The sequence below is a fragment of the Gloeocapsa sp. PCC 7428 genome (genome assembly GCF_000317555.1).
GTDB lineage: Bacteria > Cyanobacteriota > Cyanobacteriia > Cyanobacteriales > Chroococcidiopsidaceae > Chroogloeocystis.
Genome location: NC_019745.1, coordinates 2,626,886 through 2,644,558, shown reverse-complemented (window position 1 = coordinate 2,644,558; position 17,673 = coordinate 2,626,886). Strand labels below are relative to the sequence as shown.

Annotated in this window: 18 protein-coding genes and 1 tRNA gene; 7 read left to right on the top strand and 12 right to left on the bottom strand. The window is 43.5% G+C overall.

Going from position 1 to position 17,673, the window contains the following annotated elements; translation table 11 throughout:
• Positions 1-51: 51 nt before the first annotated feature.
• Entirely contained in the window at positions 52-837 is a 786-nt protein-coding gene (locus GLO7428_RS11535; RefSeq protein WP_155823696.1) for a hypothetical protein, read from the top strand.
• Here the strand turns inward: GLO7428_RS11535 and GLO7428_RS11530 are convergent.
• From GLO7428_RS11530 to GLO7428_RS11520, 3 genes are read right to left on the bottom strand one after another with little or no spacing between them, the layout of a single operon-like run.
• Positions 827-1,225 carry a biopolymer transporter ExbD gene (locus GLO7428_RS11530; protein ID WP_015188721.1) on the bottom strand — a complete coding sequence of 133 codons (399 nt, stop codon included), beginning with the start codon at positions 1,223-1,225 and terminating at the stop codon, positions 827-829. The genes GLO7428_RS11535 and GLO7428_RS11530 overlap by 11 nt on opposite strands.
• Before the next feature lie 4 nt (positions 1,226-1,229).
• Positions 1,230-1,646 carry a biopolymer transporter ExbD gene (locus GLO7428_RS11525; protein WP_015188720.1) on the bottom strand — a complete coding sequence of 139 codons (417 nt, stop codon included), beginning with the start codon at positions 1,644-1,646 and terminating at the stop codon, positions 1,230-1,232.
• Positions 1,647-1,652: 6 nt separating this feature from the next.
• A complete protein-coding gene (locus GLO7428_RS11520; RefSeq protein WP_015188719.1) occupies positions 1,653-2,327 on the bottom strand; it encodes a MotA/TolQ/ExbB proton channel family protein in 675 nt (224 codons plus the stop codon).
• Positions 2,328-2,431: 104 nt separating this feature from the next.
• Here GLO7428_RS11520 and GLO7428_RS11515 point away from each other — a divergent pair, with 104 nt between their 5' ends.
• Complete coding sequence (locus tag GLO7428_RS11515) at positions 2,432-3,070, top strand: LysE family translocator (RefSeq protein ID WP_015188718.1); 639 nt, start codon at positions 2,432-2,434, stop codon at positions 3,068-3,070.
• Positions 3,071-3,219: 149 nt separating this feature from the next.
• Here the strand turns inward: GLO7428_RS11515 and GLO7428_RS11510 are convergent, their stop codons facing one another.
• A complete protein-coding gene (locus GLO7428_RS11510) occupies positions 3,220-3,660 on the bottom strand; it encodes a hypothetical protein (protein WP_015188717.1) in 441 nt (146 codons plus the stop codon).
• A 204-nt stretch (positions 3,661-3,864) separates the two neighbouring features.
• Between GLO7428_RS11510 and GLO7428_RS11505 the strand changes: the two genes are divergently transcribed.
• Positions 3,865-3,935: transfer RNA gene (locus GLO7428_RS11505), tRNA-Gly, on the top strand.
• Positions 3,936-3,946: 11 nt separating this feature from the next.
• On the opposite strand, the gene GLO7428_RS11500 is transcribed toward GLO7428_RS11505, so the two are convergent.
• From GLO7428_RS11500 to GLO7428_RS11485, 4 genes are read right to left on the bottom strand one after another with little or no spacing between them, the layout of a single operon-like run.
• Positions 3,947-4,360, bottom strand: a complete 414-nt coding sequence (locus GLO7428_RS11500) for a hypothetical protein (protein WP_015188716.1) — start codon at positions 4,358-4,360, stop codon at positions 3,947-3,949.
• A 16-nt stretch (positions 4,361-4,376) separates the two neighbouring features.
• Positions 4,377-5,348: a protein translocase subunit SecF gene (secF, locus tag GLO7428_RS11495; RefSeq protein WP_015188715.1), complete on the bottom strand. Its 972-nt coding sequence runs from the start codon at positions 5,346-5,348 to the stop codon at positions 4,377-4,379.
• The gene (gene secD / locus GLO7428_RS11490) at positions 5,345-6,760 is read right to left on the bottom strand and encodes a protein translocase subunit SecD (protein ID WP_015188714.1); all 1,416 of its coding nucleotides are present in this window, start codon (positions 6,758-6,760) and stop codon (positions 5,345-5,347) included. Before secD ends, secF begins: the two co-directional genes overlap by 4 nt.
• A gap of 34 nt (positions 6,761-6,794) precedes the next feature.
• Positions 6,795-7,778, bottom strand: coding sequence for an alpha-ketoacid dehydrogenase subunit beta (locus tag GLO7428_RS11485; RefSeq protein WP_015188713.1), 984 nt, complete (start codon positions 7,776-7,778; stop codon positions 6,795-6,797).
• Positions 7,779-8,107: 329 nt separating this feature from the next.
• Here GLO7428_RS11485 and GLO7428_RS11480 point away from each other — a divergent pair, with 329 nt between their 5' ends.
• A complete protein-coding gene (locus GLO7428_RS11480) occupies positions 8,108-9,835 on the top strand; it encodes a succinate dehydrogenase/fumarate reductase flavoprotein subunit (RefSeq protein WP_015188712.1) in 1,728 nt (575 codons plus the stop codon).
• 226 nt (positions 9,836-10,061) lie between these two features.
• Here GLO7428_RS11480 and GLO7428_RS11475 read toward each other — a convergent pair whose 3' ends face one another.
• Positions 10,062-11,858 carry an autotransporter domain-containing protein gene (locus tag GLO7428_RS11475; protein WP_015188711.1) on the bottom strand — a complete coding sequence of 599 codons (1,797 nt, stop codon included), beginning with the start codon at positions 11,856-11,858 and terminating at the stop codon, positions 10,062-10,064.
• Between the two features lie 115 nt (positions 11,859-11,973).
• Positions 11,974-12,729, bottom strand: coding sequence for an ABC transporter permease (locus GLO7428_RS11470; protein WP_369792530.1), 756 nt, complete (start codon positions 12,727-12,729; stop codon positions 11,974-11,976).
• A 217-nt stretch (positions 12,730-12,946) separates the two neighbouring features.
• On the opposite strand from GLO7428_RS11470, the gene GLO7428_RS11465 reads away from it, so the two are divergent.
• On the top strand, positions 12,947-13,474 hold the full coding sequence (locus GLO7428_RS11465) for a DUF3172 domain-containing protein (protein ID WP_015188709.1): 528 nt from the start codon (positions 12,947-12,949) through the stop codon (positions 13,472-13,474).
• Positions 13,475-13,518: 44 nt separating this feature from the next.
• On the opposite strand, the gene GLO7428_RS26045 is transcribed toward GLO7428_RS11465, so the two are convergent.
• Positions 13,519-14,631, bottom strand: a complete 1,113-nt coding sequence (locus tag GLO7428_RS26045) for an AMIN domain-containing protein (RefSeq protein ID WP_015188708.1) — start codon at positions 14,629-14,631, stop codon at positions 13,519-13,521.
• A 591-nt stretch (positions 14,632-15,222) separates the two neighbouring features.
• On the opposite strand from GLO7428_RS26045, the gene GLO7428_RS11455 reads away from it, so the two are divergent.
• Positions 15,223-15,684 (top strand): hypothetical protein, encoded by a 462-nt coding sequence (locus GLO7428_RS11455; RefSeq protein WP_015188707.1) that lies wholly within the window; start codon positions 15,223-15,225, stop codon positions 15,682-15,684.
• A 304-nt stretch (positions 15,685-15,988) separates the two neighbouring features.
• Here the strand turns inward: GLO7428_RS11455 and nfi are convergent, their stop codons facing one another.
• Entirely contained in the window at positions 15,989-16,657 is a 669-nt protein-coding gene (gene nfi, locus GLO7428_RS11450) for a deoxyribonuclease V (protein WP_015188706.1), read from the bottom strand.
• Positions 16,658-16,842: 185 nt separating this feature from the next.
• Here nfi and GLO7428_RS11445 point away from each other — a divergent pair, with 185 nt between their 5' ends.
• Positions 16,843-17,673, top strand: coding sequence for a prohibitin family protein (locus GLO7428_RS11445; RefSeq protein WP_015188705.1), 831 nt, complete (start codon positions 16,843-16,845; stop codon positions 17,671-17,673).

Genomic DNA, 17,673 nt, shown 5'->3' with positions numbered 1-17,673 from the left:
AGTTTACTAGGAAAAAAACTACCTCCCATAATACATTTTTTATATCGACCCATGCTGTTTATTTCTTTAACTTTGCATGGAATATTTTTAATGCTACCAATACCACAGTCAACAAAACCGCAAGTTGAGCAAAAACCACAACAAGAAGAATTAGAAATTACCCAGTTACTCGCACCACCGAAAAAAACTTCTCCTCAACCATCCGTACAAAAGACACCTCCGCAGCGTCAGCAAGTTCCACAGCCAACCCCTAAAATTACACCACAGCAGGTAAAACCGCCAATAATATCACAGCCAAAACCATCTCCCAGTATTTCTCCAACACCTCAAGCTACAATAAGTCCCACACCTACACCCCTCGCATCACCAACTCCATTACTCTCACCAGAAGTATCAGCAACTCCAGAATCAACGCCTGAATCAACAATAGAAGCATCTCCTAACGTTTCAGATGACAATGCTACAGAATTTCAAAATCTCTTCGGAGAAGTTTCAGGAGAAGTGGCGGAAGAATTGGGAGTTGATCCGAGGTATTTTGCACAGCCAGAATTATTTTTTACACCAGAAAGTTTAGCGACAGATGAACCGCAACAAAAACAGGAGATTGCGCGGATTAAATGGATTTCACTCAAAACACCCGAACAAGTCTTTACTGAAATTGAACAACAGCTAAAAAGTAGTGGAATGGAAGTTTCCTCGCAAGGCGAATACGGCGGGGGAAATATTTACAAGCTACAAAAAGGCAATTTTGTCAAGTATTTAAACTTAGTCCCTACAGCAACAAGTATCGGGACAATGATTGTTGTATGGAATAGCGATCCGAATGCTAATCAATAGCTAAAGAAACGCGATCGCCTCCCACATCACGCATTTCTCCTAATAATTGGACAACCAATTCATAAGGTAATTCACTATCCGGTTGCAGTAAAACAGAACCTTGAGGATTTTGCTGAAGATAAACTCGCATTTGTTGCAAGAGTTGTTGTTTAGTTACTTGTTGTTGATCGAGTAAAATTTGTTTTTCCTTGAATTCTACAAGTAGTGGCGGTGCGTTTTCTAGCGATATAGTATTATCTTGTGCAGGTAGCTGAATATTAACGCCTTGTTCGTTTGTCAATGTCATAGAAACCAAGACAAAAAAAGCCAAAGTTGCCATCATTACATTCAACATTGGCGTTAAGTCAATCGTGGGTATTACACTACGTTGCTGATGTTTAAATCGCATAGCATTAATTTCTTTCGATAGCTAAAGAGACGCGATCGCCTCCCACATCCCGCATTTTTCCTAACACTTGAACTACTTGTTTATACTGGAGTTTTTTATCAGCTTTCAGTATTACTAATGCTTGAGGATCTTGATCTAAATATAATTGTATTTTCGGCTCTAGTGCTGTTATAGTAATAGACTGATCGTCAATTATAATTTCTCCACGTTGATTTAAACCGACAATTAGAGGTTCTAGCAGAGAACTTTGTTCGCGTACACCATTACTTACTGCTGGTAAGCTTACATTAGCAATTCTTCTACCTGATAATGTCATTGAAGTGATGATGAAAAACGTGAGAACAGACATCAACACATCCATCATCGGTATTAAATTAACTTCCGGTATCTGCGAGGAACGTCTTTGCTGATTTCTAAACAAAATAAATTACCCGTTACCCTGAGTACTATTTTGTCCAATCGAACTGAACATCGGTTCATACCAAGTTTGGCGATAGATGAGTTCTAATTCACTACCCACATCGGAAAAGTAATCAATTTGTTGAGATTGTAGCGTCACAAAAACTCGGAAAAAAATTAACGCAATAATTGCCACAATCATTCCTGTAGCCGTAGTAATTAAGGCTTCACCAATACCCGCAGCTGCGCGTGTTGCTTCCGCAGTTGTCCCACCGCCACCAATATTTAAATTATTAAACGTACCAATTAAACCTGTAACTGTGCCTAGTAATCCTAATAAAGGCGCAAGCGCTACGACAGTTTCTAATAATTTATCGCCTTTACGCATTTGCGTAAATTCTTTATCTCCCGCCGCTTCCATCGCCAAACGAAAAGTTTCAGGAGTCGGTTGATTTAATTTCAAAGGGGCAAATAAAAAACGACCAATTGGTAAAGATTGAGCTTTTTGAGCTATATTTGCAGCTTTCATCAAATCAAAACGTGCTGCTGCTAACACATCATGAACAATTCGATCTTCTTTACTGAGTAATTGAAACCAAAACCAAGCACGTTCCAAAGCACAAGCAAACGTTACAATAGAAAGCCCTAACAAGGGCAACATCACCGGACCACCTGCAATTAAGGTGTCATATACTCTAGCCATGTTTATTTTCTCTGGCTCTTGAAATCGCTGTGTATGTAGATACCTGTTCTACTTAAATACACTGTTAAAGTTAAGAGAGGATTATCAAATCAACAAAAGAAGTCATGCTTGATTCGAGTCTTGTCGTATTCATAGGTACTGCCATTGTTTTGATTGTGAAGCCTGGTCCTGGAATGCTATATGTAACTGCACGTACTCTAAAACAAGGACAACGCGTTGGTGCAATTTCTGCGATTGGATTGAGTGTAGGAATTCTTGTTCATGTATTAACCGCAGCTGCTGGACTTTCCGCGCTTTTGATGACATCAACAGTAGCGTACAACATTGTTAAATATGTAGGTGCGGGGTACCTAATTTACTTAGGAATTCGGACACTTTTAGCGCGCGATCGCAATTCTACCGTCACAATTCCACAAACAACAACGCTATCAAACACCTTCTCGCAAGGATTACTCACAAACATTTTCAACCCCGAATTAGCGCTATTCTTCTTGTCGTTTCTCCCGCAATTTGTCGATCCTACCCGAAGCGATGCAGCACTACAGATGATCGCACTAGGAATGCTATTTGTTATCCTCTCAATTCTTTGGCTTACCGTCGTTGTTCTAGTCCTCAGTAAAGCTGGTACTTGGCTACAAACATGGTTGCGCAACAGTTCCGGTATAGCTAAATTCCAAAAATGGCTAGCAGGCTCAATTCTCATCTTCATTGGACTCCGCCTCGCCATAGCCGAACAAGAATAACCTTATCTGGAATTTGAAAAATCAAAAGTGCGAAGAACTTCTCAACCATTAAGGGGAGCCACTGCGCCCTTGGAGGCGTCCTCGCCGAGTGCAAGTGGCGTGGATTTAGGGGGCGAACCTCTCTAAGCCTCAAACTAGAGGCAAAATCATCAAGTTAACAACCGTGAAAGCAATGCTAAAACAACAACCGTAAAACCAATTGTTATTGATGTAACTACAGTCTCGTCGATTTGTACGAACCCTAAACCACTTATATTATCCCTAACCCAGTTCGACAAATTAATAGAAATAAATACCCATAAAAATATGCCGAGAGGTGTCAGCACCGTCAATACAATAGCTGTTTTATGAGCTTCGCGATAACGTCGCCAGCGTAAACCTAACCAGCATCCCAACACTGAACCCATCCACCAGCCGACAAATCCACCTAGAATCGGTGGAATCAGCCCATCAAGTTCAGCATGAGGCATAAACGTTTGGGCGTATGCAATTCCCAAACGCAAACCTAACGGAATCAAAGTTCCCGCACCAATTAAGCTTCCTAGCACAGCCGCAAGGTATCCATTCCGACGATTGGTACGCGACGACATTATTTACTCCAAGGCATTTAATACCTTTTCACTAAATAAAAACTGCCTATCTGTAGTAACTTCAAAGTGAAATGGCATAACTTCAGTATGGTGCGATCTGTCCGCTTAGTATAGTGCAGCTTTTAAACTGACACAGTGAAAAAATGAAGATCAATTTGTATTCAATTAGCAATATGTGTTATCTTAGTTAAGCTAGATTCCGCTGCGGGCATAGTTTAGTGGTAAAACCATAGCCTTCCAAGCTATTGATGCGAGTTCGATTCTCGCTGCCCGCTTAAAATTTAAACTACCGACAAACCCACTTCCATAATGGATGAGTCGCACCTTGTTGACGAATGCGATGCACTTGTTGTTCTAAACGGCGCTTTTCCTGCGAAGGTATTCCCCAGAGGATATTGCGACTTTGCCATATCAAGACACTTAAAGTCATCCCAATACAGATTGCTAAACCCAAAGTTGGTATTGGGTTGTAGTACAAGCCATAGCGCACTGCTACCCAGGTGAAATACTGTCGCCACAAAGCAATTTCTTCGCGTAACCCCCACAAGCTCAACAAACCAATCGTTAGCCACAATATACCGACAAACAACCATCTACCGTAGACAGTTAGCTGATGTAGCTTCTCAACTTGCTGTTTAAAAGTTGTGTCGTGATAAATTTCAGATTGATTGTAATAGCGTGGCTGATTGGGTTGAGCCATAGTGAGGGTAGGATTTCTAAGGATCTTCCGGTGAGGAATTAATCACAGATGCACCTTGTGTTGCCAAACGTTGACCATTACGTTCGCGCCACCATGCAAGGAGAGTACTCGCGATGAAGATGCTGGAGTAAGCACCACAAATGAAACCGATAATCAATGCTAAAGCAAAGTATTTTAAAGTTTCTCCACCAAATAGAAAAATAGAAAACAACGCGAGTAATGTTGTTAATGTCGTGTTAATTGATCTTGTGAGCGTTTGATTGACAGCATCATCGACAATATCACTAATCGGACGGTCAGGACTTGTTTTTAATATTTCCCGAATTCGGTCATAAATTACCACAGTATCGTTAACCGAAAAACCCGTGATGGTGAGTAAAGCAACAATAAATAAACTGTCTACCTCAACGCCCCACACTAAGCCTAAAATGGCAAAAACGCCTGCCGTTGTCAACACATCATGCAGGAGCGCGATAATTCCAAATACGGCAAAGTCCAACTGAAACCGCAGACTAATATAGATGATAATGCCGACAAACGAGACAATTAACGCCAACAAGCCAGAAGTTAACAACTGGCGACCAATTGTTGGACCTACGGTGTCGATCTGCGTCGATTGCGGATCGAATGCACCAATTTGTTGACTTAATGCATCTTGCAACTGCGTCCGTTGCTCGACATTTAAGGTACTCGTGCGAATCGAGATTCCTTGTTGTTCTTGCCCCAAAATCTGAATGCTGCTGTTAGAAAGTCCTTGCGCGGCGAGAACTTCGCGCACCGCAGTAATATCTATCGGTTGAGCGCAGTTATTCGGTTGACTACAATCGCGTTCGAGTTGTAATCGCGTACCGCCAACAAAATCTAAACTAGGACGCAATGGCGCGCCAATTTGCTGCCAAGAAATCAGCATTGCCACGAACCCAGCAATGATTGCGGCGGTAGAAATTGTCCACCATAGTTTTCGCGATTGGTTAATACTCAGTTTCATCGTGTCACCTCTGCCCTCCGAACTGCTGGTAGGTTTGGGCAGTACAATTCTGGTTTACGCAACGAAGGCAAGCTAATGGCAATAAACATCAGCGTACGACTACAAGTAATCGCTGTAAACATACTCACGGCGATACCAAGCGCCAAAGTTAAGGCAAAACCACGTACTAAACCTGCTCCTAACCAGAACAATGCTGCGCAAGCAATCCAGGTTGTTACATTGCTGTCTAAAATACTGGAAAAAGCGCGGTAAAACCCTGATTCAACTGAACGATACAGCGACTTACCGGCACGAAGTTCCTCGCGCGTTCGCTCAAAAATCAGGACGTTAGCGTCAACTGCCATACCAATACTAAGAATAAAACCCGCAATTCCAGGCAGTGTCAACGTGACACCGAGTAACGCAAAACTCGCCCAGGTGAGTAAAGCATAAACAACGAGAGATAGATCGGCAATTAAACCAGGAAGGCGATAGTAGATGACCATGAAGATCAACACGAGAATCAAACCACCAATACCAGCATAAATACTGCGTTGAATGCTGTCTCTTCCTAAGGTGGCACCTACAGTCCGATTCTCGACAATTTCAACAGGGACAGGTAACGCGCCACCACGTAATTGAATTGCTAAATCGTTCGCTTCTTGGGCAGTAAAGCGTCCTGTAATTACGGCTGATCCTCCAGTGATTCCGGTTTGCGCAAATTCAGGACCTACTGTAGGAGCGCTAATTAATTCGTTATCAAGAAAAATACCGATACTGCGTCCTGTTCCTGCAAGATTACGCGTCAGTTGCGCAAAAAGTTCAGCACCAGGTGAATCGAAGCGAATCCCAACTTCCCAGTTGTTGGCGACCTGCGTGGGTTGACCAAACGCATCTTCGAGGTTTCTGCCTGTCAGCGGAGGATTCGTGCTTTCAAATAACTGCGCGATCGCTGTATTACTACGGTCAATCGCTTCCTGATTTTGCTGAATTTCTGCGGTGTTACCTGTGGTTCTTAGCTCTTGCTGTTTTGCTAGCAGTGCCAATCGCACTTGCTGTTCGGCAAATAATTGGGCTTCGGTACCAGGTCGCTGCGTGCGAAACTCTAACTGGGCAGTACCGCCAAGCACCCGCTCAGCTTGCTCAGGATCGCTCACACCAGGCAGTTGGACAAGAATTTGGTCTTGCCCGACTGTTTGCACAACAGGTTCCGAAACACCCAAACCATTAATTCGATTTTCAATTACCCTCTGAACGGCTTCTAGTTCGCGGTCAGTAATTTGTGGAATTTCCGCTGTTGGTTGCACTTGAATCGTTAACTGCGAACCACCCTGGAGGTCTAGCCCCAAGGAAATCGGAATTCTGGCGATCGCCACGATCGCAGCGATTACCAAAACGACGATCAAAGCCAATAGCGATCGCTGTCTTTGCATACTCTAAACCCGCCTGCAACAATGTAAATGCGTTCTAAACGCGTAACGCCACCATTTTCTCGACTGCTTCGATAATTTGCTCAGGCTGCACAATTGTCAATCGTTCTAAAGCTCCATTGTAAGGTGTCGGAATATCTTGTGAAGACAAGCGCAGTACAGGTGCATCGAGTTCATCGAAAAGGCGATCGTTAATTGAAGCAATCAGTTCAGCACCAATACCGCCAGTACGCATACACTCTTCCACAATAATGACACGATGCGTTTTGCGAATCGACTCGCCAATCGTCTCAAAATCGAGAGGCTTGAGCGAAATTAAATCGATCACCTCAGGGTCAAAGCCATTTTTTTCTAAAGTTTTGACCGCTTGCATGACGTGATGCCGCATTCGCGAGTACGTCAAAATTGTCACGTCCTTGCCTTGACGGACAACTTCGGCTTTATCTAAAGGCAATAAATATTCAGTTTCGGGTAAATCTTCTTTTAAGTTGTACAGCAGTACGTGTTCAAAAAATAGTACTGGATTCTCGTCACGAATCGCTGACTTGAGTAATCCTTTGGCGTTATAAGGCGTAGAACAGGCGACAATCTTTAACCCTGGAACTGCCTGAAAATAAGCTTCTAGCCGTTGCGAGTGTTCGGCACCGAGTTGCCTACCCACGCCACCAGGACCGCGAATCACCATCGGAATTTTGAAGTTACCGCCTGAGGTGTAGCGTAGCATTCCAGCATTATTCGCAATTTGGTTAAAGGCAAGCAGTAAAAACCCCATGTTCATGCCTTCAACAATCGGGCGCAACCCCGTCATTGCCGCACCTACAGCGAGTCCGGTAAAGCTATTTTCGGCGATTGGTGTGTCGAGTAGCCGCAGTTCACCGTACTTCTTATAAAGGTCTTTGGTAACTTTGTACGAACCGCCGTAGTGTCCGACGTCTTCACCGAGAACAAATACGGTGGCATCGCGTGCCATTTCTTCATCAATGGCGGCACGCAGCGCGTTAAAAAAGAGTGTTTCTGCCATGAACGCAAGGTGGATGAGTATTAATCGGTTAGTCTATAATATTAACCCTTTTTAAGAGGGGTCAGAGGTCAGAGGTCAGGGGTCAGGGGAACTTCTTTGATGTTTTGGTTGTTAAGGTTGCGTGCTGTTTTGAAACTAAGAAAAGACGCGGTTTCAACCGCCGCTACACAAACAAAACCTGTCTTCACAGATTTTTACAGCCTTGATCTTCTTTAGTCCACGCAGGTGGACTTTGTTTTTAAGCCGCGAATTCATTCGCTAGGCTTTACAGATTTCAGACCACAATAGATTTATAAGCTAAATTAAAAGCAAAAATTTTATACTAAATCATGCTCGAACACGATGTTGTTATAGTTGGTGGCGGATTAGCCGGATGTCGCGCCGCAGTAGAAATTGCCCGCACTGATCCAAAACTAGATATTGCGGTTGTTGCCAAGACGCACCCAATTCGATCGCACTCAGTCGCCGCGCAAGGGGGAATCGCTGCAACGCTCAAAAATGTCGATGCTAGTGATACTTGGGAAGCCCATGCATTTGATACGGTTAAAGGTTCTGACTACCTCGCCGATCAAGATGCGGTGGAATTGCTAGCGCGAGAAGCACCAGATGTAGTGATCGATCTGGAACACATGGGGGTGTTATTCTCCCGTTTACCCGATGGGCGGATTGCGCAACGTGCGTTTGGGGGACACTCGCATAACCGCACTTGCTACGCAGCCGATAAAACTGGTCACGCAATTTTACACGAACTTGTCAATAATTTACGGCGATATGGCGTCCAAATTTACGATGAGTGGTACGTCCTGCGCTTGATTTTAGAAGATGGTCAAGCCAAAGGAATTGTGACGTACAACATTCGCGATGGACATTTAGAAATCGTTCGCGCTAAAGCAGTGATGTTTGCAACCGGTGGTTATGGTCGCGTTTATAATACCACCTCGAATGATTATGCTTCCACAGGTGATGGTTTGGCAATGACCGCAATGGTCGGGTTGCCGTTGGAAGATATGGAGTTTGTGCAATTTCACCCCACCGGTTTGTATCCAGTCGGCGTTTTGATTTCGGAAGCTGTGCGCGGTGAAGGTGCGTATTTAATTAATAGCGAAGGCGATCGCTTTATGGCGAATTATGCACCGAGTCGGATGGAATTAGCACCACGCGATATCACATCGCGCGCGATCGCGCTTGAAATTCGTGCAAGTCGTGGTATTCATCCTGATGGTAGTGCAGGAGGACCATTTGTCTATCTCGATTTGCGTCATATGGGACAAGAAAAAATTATGAGTCGCGTTCCCTTTTGTTGGGAAGAAGCCCACCGCTTAGTTGGAATTGACGCAGTACATCAACCGATTCCGATACGCCCTACGGTGCATTATTCGATGGGGGGAATTCCGGTGAATACCAATGGACAAGTCCGCAGTAGTGGTGACAATTTAGTTGAGGGTTTCTTCGCGGCGGGTGAGTGTGCGTGTGTTTCGGTGCATGGCGCAAATCGTCTAGGAAGCAATTCACTACTTGAATGTGTCGTTTACGGGCGGAGAACAGGGGCGGCGATCGCGCAGTATGTGCAAAATCGCAAGTTACCCATAATCGACGAGCAACGTTACATCACAGAAGCCCAGCGTCGCCTACAAGCCTTACTCGAACAACCAGGAAAGTACCGCATCAACCAAGTTCGTACCGCGTTTCAAGACTGCATGACGCAGCATTGTGGCGTCTTTCGTACCGCAGAAATTATGCAAGAAGGTTTACAACAAATCCAACAATTGCAACAGCAATATCCAGATATTTATTTAGACGATAAAAGTACGTGTTGGAATACAGAAATTATTGAAGCATTAGAACTTCAAAGTTTATTTGTTGTCGGACAAGTCATTCTCGCCTCAGCATTGAATCGCCAAGAAAGTCGTGGCGCGCATTACCGTGAAGATTACTTTGATCGCAATGATACTGACTTTCTCAAACACACGATGGCTTACTATTCACCTGCGGGAATTGACCTACAATATCGTCCTGTAACAATTACGATGTTTGAACCACAAGAAAGAAAGTATTAATTGGTAATGGGTAATGGTTAATTGGTGATAGGATTTGCTCCTATCACCAATTATAGCAATTGAAGAGATGCTTAGAACCTGGTTCGACACTCCCCGCTCGCGCATAGTTTAATGACTCGCCGTTGATAGTTGACAGTTGACAAAGTCTTCCCACACTCTCTTCACTGTTCACTGTCAACTATTGTTCTGGTTATTTAACCGGAGATGATATCATCTATTAACTACATCAAAATTGGTAGCGAATTTCTCCTTTAACAACTTGCTCGTTAAAATTATCGCGTCCGATCGCGGTTTCGTAATCAATCAAACCTAAGGCATTTTCCGAAAAAACTATCTGTGCGCCAATGCCTAATTTGACATAATCGCGATCGCGATCGCTTACACGGGTGCGCAGCGGAATTCCTGGCTGGGTAACAAGTTCCGTTACAATTTCTCGATTATTATCAGCTAATTCGCGTTCGTAACTGGCACGGAGATGCGGAATAACCGTACCAACATCAGTATTAAAAGCAACAGATGCTTGCGCGCCAACACTTAGCACAAACGATTCAGCATCTTGGTCATTAATCCGCAGATTCAAGCTACCAGCATTGTTTTCAGTGTAGCTGTCAATATTAATGCGATCGTATCTCAAACCAAGTGTCGGTCCATAGGCAACATTTCCTGAGCGAATCACATAACCGCTATTGAGATCTGCTGAAAATTGATTGCCATTTGTATCCGCCGTAGCAGTACGGTTATAAAAATTCGTTCGGCGCGCGATATCAAAGTTATTATTGCCGTAGCTGAGAACCGCGTCGGTATAAAAGTTATTTTGGACAAAGTTGCTATAAACTGAAACAGCATAGCCATCAACATTGATGTCGCCCAAGTTGTTACTTAAATCAGTGTCATTATCGACATAACCTAACGCAACACCAAGCGCCAGATTGTTTGTAACGCGGTAGTCTACACCTGCCGTGATATGAGTGTTAATAAAGTCGTAGCCAGGTTCGTTACTTGTCGTATTGCGATCGCCGAAGTTGACATTGCCATTCAGGAATACACCCAAACGCCTGTCGGTAGAAGTTTGAACTCCACGCAGCGCTGATAAGCGTGCATCGATATGCTGTACGTGCCTTTTGGCAATATTCAAAGCAATATCAGTTTGGGGAATAATTGCTTGCGGTGCAGTAATGACAGCTGCCGCGTATTCACTAATAATGCGATGACTTTGCGCTGAAGGATGAATTCCATCCCAGAATAAGAATTGATCGGGGTTAGTGCAGTTTGGGTTGCCCAAGCATGAATCAGTAACATTTGTCAAGCCATAAGTTGCCGGATCAGCCGTTACCTCACCCAATAGCGCATTGACATCGAGTGGAATAATATTAATGTCACGATTTGCCGCTAATCCTTGCAACGCAGTTCTTAAATTAGCGTTATGGCTATTTGTTAACGCAGTTAGTGCAGTTGCAGTTGGTAAAACACGTTCTTGGGGAGTATTACCCAAATCAGGTAAGTTAGGCACAATTAAGTTACGCGCCCCAGCATCGATGAGTGTTGTAAGTGCATTAGACAGATTGTTGACTACCGCTTGGGTATCAGTTGTCCGTAGTTCTGGTGGCAAAATGATATAATCATTCGCCCCTGCCCATAAGACATACAATGCATCAGCGCTGGTAGTTCCGGTAGTAGTGAGAAAGAGATTTAGCTGCGCGGGTAACGATGGTAGTTGCGCACCTACTAAAAAATTGAGTGAATTGATGTTTCCTGAGGTTGTTCCACCAAAAGCATAGTTATTTGTTGCCTCAGTTGGGATTCCTAACTCAGTTCCTAAAATTTCGACAAAAACAAGACCATTAGAAAATCGCCCATTAAAGTATGGCGGACTTGGTGGAATGAGTCCACCTGTGAGTTGAAATAAGTTGCCATCATCGACTAAGCTATCGCCGAAGATGTAGAATTCTGAATAAGTTTGAGCAGATACCTTGAAAGGCAACATCGCAAAGACAAACAATGCGGCTGCCACAATTTTTTTCATACTTCATTACATCCTCACACCTACCTAACTCCTTATCACAAATTTCGTTTTTTCTAATATTTATCAACAATTTTCTTAGCTATTAGAGGGGTAAGGTATGCCTTACCCATCACAATCAATCTTGTTGATGCGCAAACTGATATGCTCCTAGCATCGACAATGCGATCGCACACCCTAGTAAAATTGGGATGCTATACCACGGAAACTGCGACAGCGGTAAGTAAGCAGCAGCGCGTAATCCTGTGCTGGTATAGGTAAGCGGTAAAAGATAAACAATCACTTTTAAGGCGGCGGGTAAGCTAGCAGGATCAAAAAAGGTTGCGCCTAAAAAAGACATCGGAATAATTAAAAAATTGTTATATAGTCCAACACTTTCAAGCGATCGCACATTTAATCCAACAAGAACTCCCAACCCTGCAAAGACGGCACAATTAAGTACAAGCAACAGCAGAAATAACGGGTTAAGGAAACTCCAAATTTTCCCAGTAAATAGAATAGCGATAAAAATCACCGAACCGGACGTCATCAATCCACGCACAATACCTGCCAGCATTTTACCGATATGCAACGCCAGCGGATGAACCGGAACAAGCAGCATTTCTTCAAACGTTTTGGTAAACAAGCGATCGCCACAAATGGAAAACGTCGTACCTCCAAAACTAATCGTCATTGACGACAATGCCACCATTCCTGGCAAAATAAACTCTAAATAACTATTTCCAATCGCTGGCTGCGGTAAGGAGCTACCCAAACCTAGCCCAAAAGCTAAAATATAAATCAGTGGTGACACTAACCCAGAGGCTGCTATTTGGGCAATGCGTACGCGCAACTTCAACCAATCACCCCAAAACACCGTGAGGCTATCTGCAATGAGCGATCGCCATTGAGAAAACTGATTTGTTTTACCAAGTTGTCGTGAGCTTTGAGAATTCACTGTTGTTGAGACATAAAGTTGTGTTAATTAATTTACATCTAATGTAAAAACAGTGCATCTCGCGCACGCGATCCAAGCACCCCGCTTGCCCTAAACTATTGCGAGAATAAGATCGTCATACTATCTATTTAGTAACTGGCATAACCGAGCAAAGATGAAACGTAAATATACTAGAACTCCTGAAACTAAATCTCCTGGCTTTGTATCCACAGCTTTAAACTACACCTCGATCTTTGTGCTAGCGGGGGTTTTTATTTTAGGAATTGGCATTGGTATTGCCTTTAGCACGACAACGACACTTAGCCCTGGTAACGTTGTTTCCCGCGAATTTATCGATCAGACTGCGCCTAATCCTGAGTTATGCGTACAGTATGGGGCTAGCGCGATGGAGTTGGATACGCGTTTGTTTGTCTCGCTCAATCCATTCAATGTCTATGTTGCGCAACCTAGTCTAAGACCTGGATGCGTTCTGCGGACGAGCAATTGGGATCTTCTGGTGCAACGAAGGCTAGTAACATCAGACCAAGTACGCGATTGTAAACAGCGCATGAATACATTTGCGTTTACGGGCGACTTGGGAAGTTCGCCGGAAATTAGTTGCGTTTATCAAAATGATGCTGCCAAGAACTTCTACTTAAATCAACCAGGAGCAGTTGTACCTCAAGAAACACAAAGGTTTTAATGACTGGATAGGGTAACGGGTCATCATTGTTCCGTTACTCACAATTAAATTTTTATGAGGTCTTGAGTTAAGCGAATTTGGACAATTTTGCCTGGTTCTATCGTTGTCGCGTTAGCAGCAGCGACTTTATCAGCGGCGTCAAGAACACCTGATTCAGCCGCTAAAGGCAAATTTTGACCTTGAAGCGCGATCGCCTGCGCCACAAAGCGGCTACCACGAGTATCAGTTTCAAATTCTCCAGTCACTGTCGTACCGGCGGGGGCGATTAAATTATCGATAACGACACTTTGAGCATTCAGATTGCGATCGCGAACATCTTCTGCAAGAACCATTTTTGCAGGTTGGGGAACGCCTGCTTTGAGAAGTAACGGTGATTCACCAGCGTAGCGAAGGTTAAGCCTTGTACCTGCGAGTAATAGAACATCGGGTGACTGTCTACTCAACATCGCCGTATTGGGTAAAGCCGTATTAGGAAGTGGTGCAGGACTCGCAGGAACAACGATAACAGGTGCTGTAACATTACTAGGGGGAGTTGGCGGTGTAACGCTTGGCGCAGTTGTAGGTAACGGTTGCCCAAAATCAATAATTAGTTCGTTGGGTGCAGAACTCGCGGTAGGCGATGGTTGTAACGGTGGTACGCTAACGACGGGCTGTTGGGGGCTAGGAGGCGTTGCGGGCGGTAGTGTAGTAGGAAGTGACGTTTCACGCGCAATTTGGGGACGTAATACCCAGCGATCGCCTGTAGCCGCTTGCGGTGTTGTGCGTTGTAGCTGCACCATTTGCCCTGTATTTAAAATAGTATCGGGCGCAAGTTCTAAAACAATCCGCGTCACATTTTTATCAAACTGCGAAACGCGAACTTGACGAACTGCCCCAGTATAATCTTGTTGTGTCGCGACTTTTCCTAACTGCGTGTTCGGTAAATCAAGAACAATCCGTAACGGCTGATCGAGCAAAAAGTAATTAGGTGTTGTTTTTGCTTCTAGCGTAATTTCTAACTGATTTGCCGCAGGATCGAAGCGCCAACTTGATAAAGTTGCAGCAGGAGATGCAGGCTTTGTGCCACTTTCTACAGCGACTATTGTCATTAACCCCATCAACGGTATCAAACCGAATCGACTTCCCAAACGCTCGTTACCTAAATATCCCCTATTCATTATTCCGAGTTGGCTAGCTTGTCACTTTTGGATTGTAGAGGCAATCTCAGTCGAAAAATCTTAAATCTCTTTAACGAAGGAAGTTTTATCTTTTATTACCGAAAAAGCATTTAGCTAATTCAGGAGTTACGTACTTGAATGCTATTTTGTCATTGTGAGCGCCGCGTTCACGTAGTGTAGCGTAGCTTTGCCGCAGGCGATCGCTAGAACCTCAAAGATGCAAAACGCTAGTTCAGCATGACATTAACTGCGTAAGTTCTACAGGTATTTCATGGTAGCAAACAAGGATATCTTCAACAAAGTTGTGTTCTGAGTGGGTAGCAAGCCAAAGGAATTACTTAGGCTTTCGACTATCGCCCTCTGACTCTGTAAACCCTTACGTTTAAACCCCTACTTCCTTTACCGTCAACAAGAGCTACTCTTCAAACTAACGGCACTTTTGTAAAGGAAACCACATCTATAAATGCTCAAACCCGCACTAGAACATCATTTGTACTTAGGAAACAAAAATCCGTAGTAACAACAAATACAACAGTTAAGTAGCTTTGCCAAAATTGGCATACGTAACAACTACTTGCTAGAAAAAAGTAAATGTCCCGTCTCCTTCAAAGTATTAAAACTACTTTTGCCCTCACTTCTATCCTAACTACTTTTATTTATACAGCCTCAGCTAACGCAAGCCAGTGCCAAGGGCTAAGCGGAACACAATGTTATAAAGTTATCTTGGCTAGTGTAGGAGCAATAGATGGATATGTTCCCTATTTCGGCTCTGAAATCGCATTAATCAACTTTGCAAGAACAATTGGTAATAACACTTGTTCAGCAATTGTTAATGCTAATATGAGCGTTGAAAATGCTTCTGAGTCGGCAAAGGGGCAGTACCGCTCTCAACTGATGAATAAAGGTATGAGCAGACTAGAAGCTGAACACTTGACTTCTGCTGCTGTGCTTGCTGGCACTGAGGTCGATTGCCCTACACATATTAATCGTACTCTAGACGGAACTCGTATTATAGATCTGAGATGGCAAAAATCAACTTCTAAATTTTTGTAGACTAGTCTGCTTATCTTCTGATAGATAAAAATTTCAATTTAAAGTTTTCGTATCATCTATCTTGTAACTAGCAATTGCTTCATTGGTATAAAGTCCCTTAATTAATCTCCTAGCCTGGCTAAGAAGTTTCCAAACCTTTCAAAGTCCAAGCTTGGGAAACCACTACGGTGCGGGAGGTTGGTTGCGTGCAGAGGTGTCCTCCGTTAAGCAAACCGACCGTAAGGTTTCCCTTGTTGTAGCAACTGGCGTGGATTTAGGGGGCTTCTCCAAGTTTCCAAATCGCACCAACTTTATCAATAAAGCGTCAATCATCGCTCTTACTTAACTTATCGGCAATTCGCGTCGTTTCTGGCAAGCGGTATTTTGGCGTACATTGCAAAACATAATCAATCGCTGTCAGTAAACTCACGCGATGACCACTCGAAATATACACTGGCTTTGTACCTACACGCGTTCGTAATGCTGCCCCAATCGTCTCTTGGCGATGGATTAAAGGTTGCCAGCTGCCTTTGATATTCGGCACTTCTTGATGTTTACCAACCAACAAAGATTTCGCAACACCAATTGTTGGCATATCTAAAATTAATCCCAAATGCGAGGCAATACCCAAGCGGCGCGGATGCGCAATTCCTTGACCATCGCAGAGAATTAAATCGGGTGTGGTATTAATTTTTTCCAAAGCATCAAGTAACGCAGGAATTTCACGAAACGATAGCAATCCTGGTATATAAGGAAACGATGTCGGGCGACGCGCGATCGCATACTCTTGCAATTGCAACGCTGGAAAACTCAACACAGCTACAGCCGCGCGACTAATTGTTCCAGCCGATTCAAATCCCATATCTACCCCAGCAACATACCGCACTGGCTGCGGAATTTGATCTACCGTAATCACTTCTTTTGTTAACTTTTCTTGAAGCGCGATCGCCTCTTCGACTGTGAGTATCCAAGAATGATGTTGGCGAATTTTCATTAAAGTATTTATAAAGTTTTGATTATACTTTTTGAGTTTTTCCTAAATAGCAGCGATACTAACTGTAGTGAACATTAACGAAAGATAAGTTCAGCTTCTATAAGGGTAGATTATTGCCAAAACAGCGCAAAAAAAAGCTCCATCAATTTATTCACTTTCGCTATTAAATTACTCAAACATACAATATGCGAACCAGATTTGGTGCTATCGATAGTCTCAAGTCAGGAGTTTTGTTTACAGGCGGTGTTGCTCTTGTACTTGCAGCAGTTGTCTTTAAACCTTTTGCCATCGTTAATGCTGGTGAAAGAGGTGTCGTCATGCGATTTGGTAAAGTCCAAGATACCGTTTTAGATGAGGGGATTCACCCCATTATGCCGATTGTGACTACTGTTAGAAGTATCAATGTCCGCGTGCAAGAAAGTAGTTTTAATTCTGATGCAGCTTCTAAAGATTTGCAAAAAGTCACCACAGAAATTTCGCTGAATTGGCATATTGATCCGGCTAGAGTAAATAAAGTTTATCAGCAAGTTGGCGATGAAGAACAAATTGTTGCTGGTATTATTACTCCGGCTGTTTCTGAAGTACTAAAAGCAGCAACGGCGAAAAAAACGGCTGAACAAATTATTACCGAAAGAACGGATTTAAAAGAAGAAATTGACAAACAACTTGAAAGTCGATTAGCCAATTATGGGCTTGTTGTTGATGATGTTTCGCTTGTGAATTTTGCCTTCTCGCCAGAGTTTAGCAAAGCAATTGAATCAAAACAAATTGCTGAACAAGAAGCCAAACAAGCCGAATTTATCGCTTTGAAAGCTTCCAAAGAGGCGATCGCCGAAGTCAACCGCGCTAAAGGACAAGCCGAAGCCCAAAGACTGCAAAGGCTGACACTCACGCCAGAACTTTTGCAAAAACAAGCAATCGAAAAGTGGGATGGTCGTTTTCCTACCGTAATGAGCGGTAACGGTACTCTACCGTTGATTAACGTTGATGCTGCTAGTTTAACGAGTCGCAAGTAA

What these genes read in the sequence shown, in the direction of transcription:
- GLO7428_RS11535 (WP_155823696.1), top strand. Translation starts at nt 52, where the DNA reads ATGCTGTTTATTTCTTTAACTTTGCATGGAATATTTTTAATGCTACCA.
- GLO7428_RS11530 (WP_015188721.1), bottom strand. Translation starts at nt 1,225, where the DNA reads ATGCGATTTAAACATCAGCAACGTAGTGTAATACCCACGATTGACTTA.
- GLO7428_RS11520 (WP_015188719.1), bottom strand. Translation starts at nt 2,327, where the DNA reads ATGGCTAGAGTATATGACACCTTAATTGCAGGTGGTCCGGTGATGTTG.
- GLO7428_RS11515 (WP_015188718.1), top strand. Translation starts at nt 2,432, where the DNA reads ATGCTTGATTCGAGTCTTGTCGTATTCATAGGTACTGCCATTGTTTTG.
- GLO7428_RS11510 (WP_015188717.1), bottom strand. Translation starts at nt 3,660, where the DNA reads ATGTCGTCGCGTACCAATCGTCGGAATGGATACCTTGCGGCTGTGCTA.
- GLO7428_RS11500 (WP_015188716.1), bottom strand. Translation starts at nt 4,360, where the DNA reads ATGGCTCAACCCAATCAGCCACGCTATTACAATCAATCTGAAATTTAT.
- secF (WP_015188715.1), bottom strand. Translation starts at nt 5,348, where the DNA reads ATGAAACTGAGTATTAACCAATCGCGAAAACTATGGTGGACAATTTCT.
- secD (WP_015188714.1), bottom strand. Translation starts at nt 6,760, where the DNA reads ATGCAAAGACAGCGATCGCTATTGGCTTTGATCGTCGTTTTGGTAATC.
- GLO7428_RS11485 (WP_015188713.1), bottom strand. Translation starts at nt 7,778, where the DNA reads ATGGCAGAAACACTCTTTTTTAACGCGCTGCGTGCCGCCATTGATGAA.
- GLO7428_RS11480 (WP_015188712.1), top strand. Translation starts at nt 8,108, where the DNA reads ATGCTCGAACACGATGTTGTTATAGTTGGTGGCGGATTAGCCGGATGT.
- GLO7428_RS11475 (WP_015188711.1), bottom strand. Translation starts at nt 11,858, where the DNA reads ATGAAAAAAATTGTGGCAGCCGCATTGTTTGTCTTTGCGATGTTGCCT.
- GLO7428_RS11465 (WP_015188709.1), top strand. Translation starts at nt 12,947, where the DNA reads ATGAAACGTAAATATACTAGAACTCCTGAAACTAAATCTCCTGGCTTT.
- GLO7428_RS26045 (WP_015188708.1), bottom strand. Translation starts at nt 14,631, where the DNA reads ATGAATAGGGGATATTTAGGTAACGAGCGTTTGGGAAGTCGATTCGGT.
- GLO7428_RS11455 (WP_015188707.1), top strand. Translation starts at nt 15,223, where the DNA reads ATGTCCCGTCTCCTTCAAAGTATTAAAACTACTTTTGCCCTCACTTCT.
- nfi (WP_015188706.1), bottom strand. Translation starts at nt 16,657, where the DNA reads ATGAAAATTCGCCAACATCATTCTTGGATACTCACAGTCGAAGAGGCG.
- GLO7428_RS11445 (WP_015188705.1), top strand. Translation starts at nt 16,843, where the DNA reads ATGCGAACCAGATTTGGTGCTATCGATAGTCTCAAGTCAGGAGTTTTG.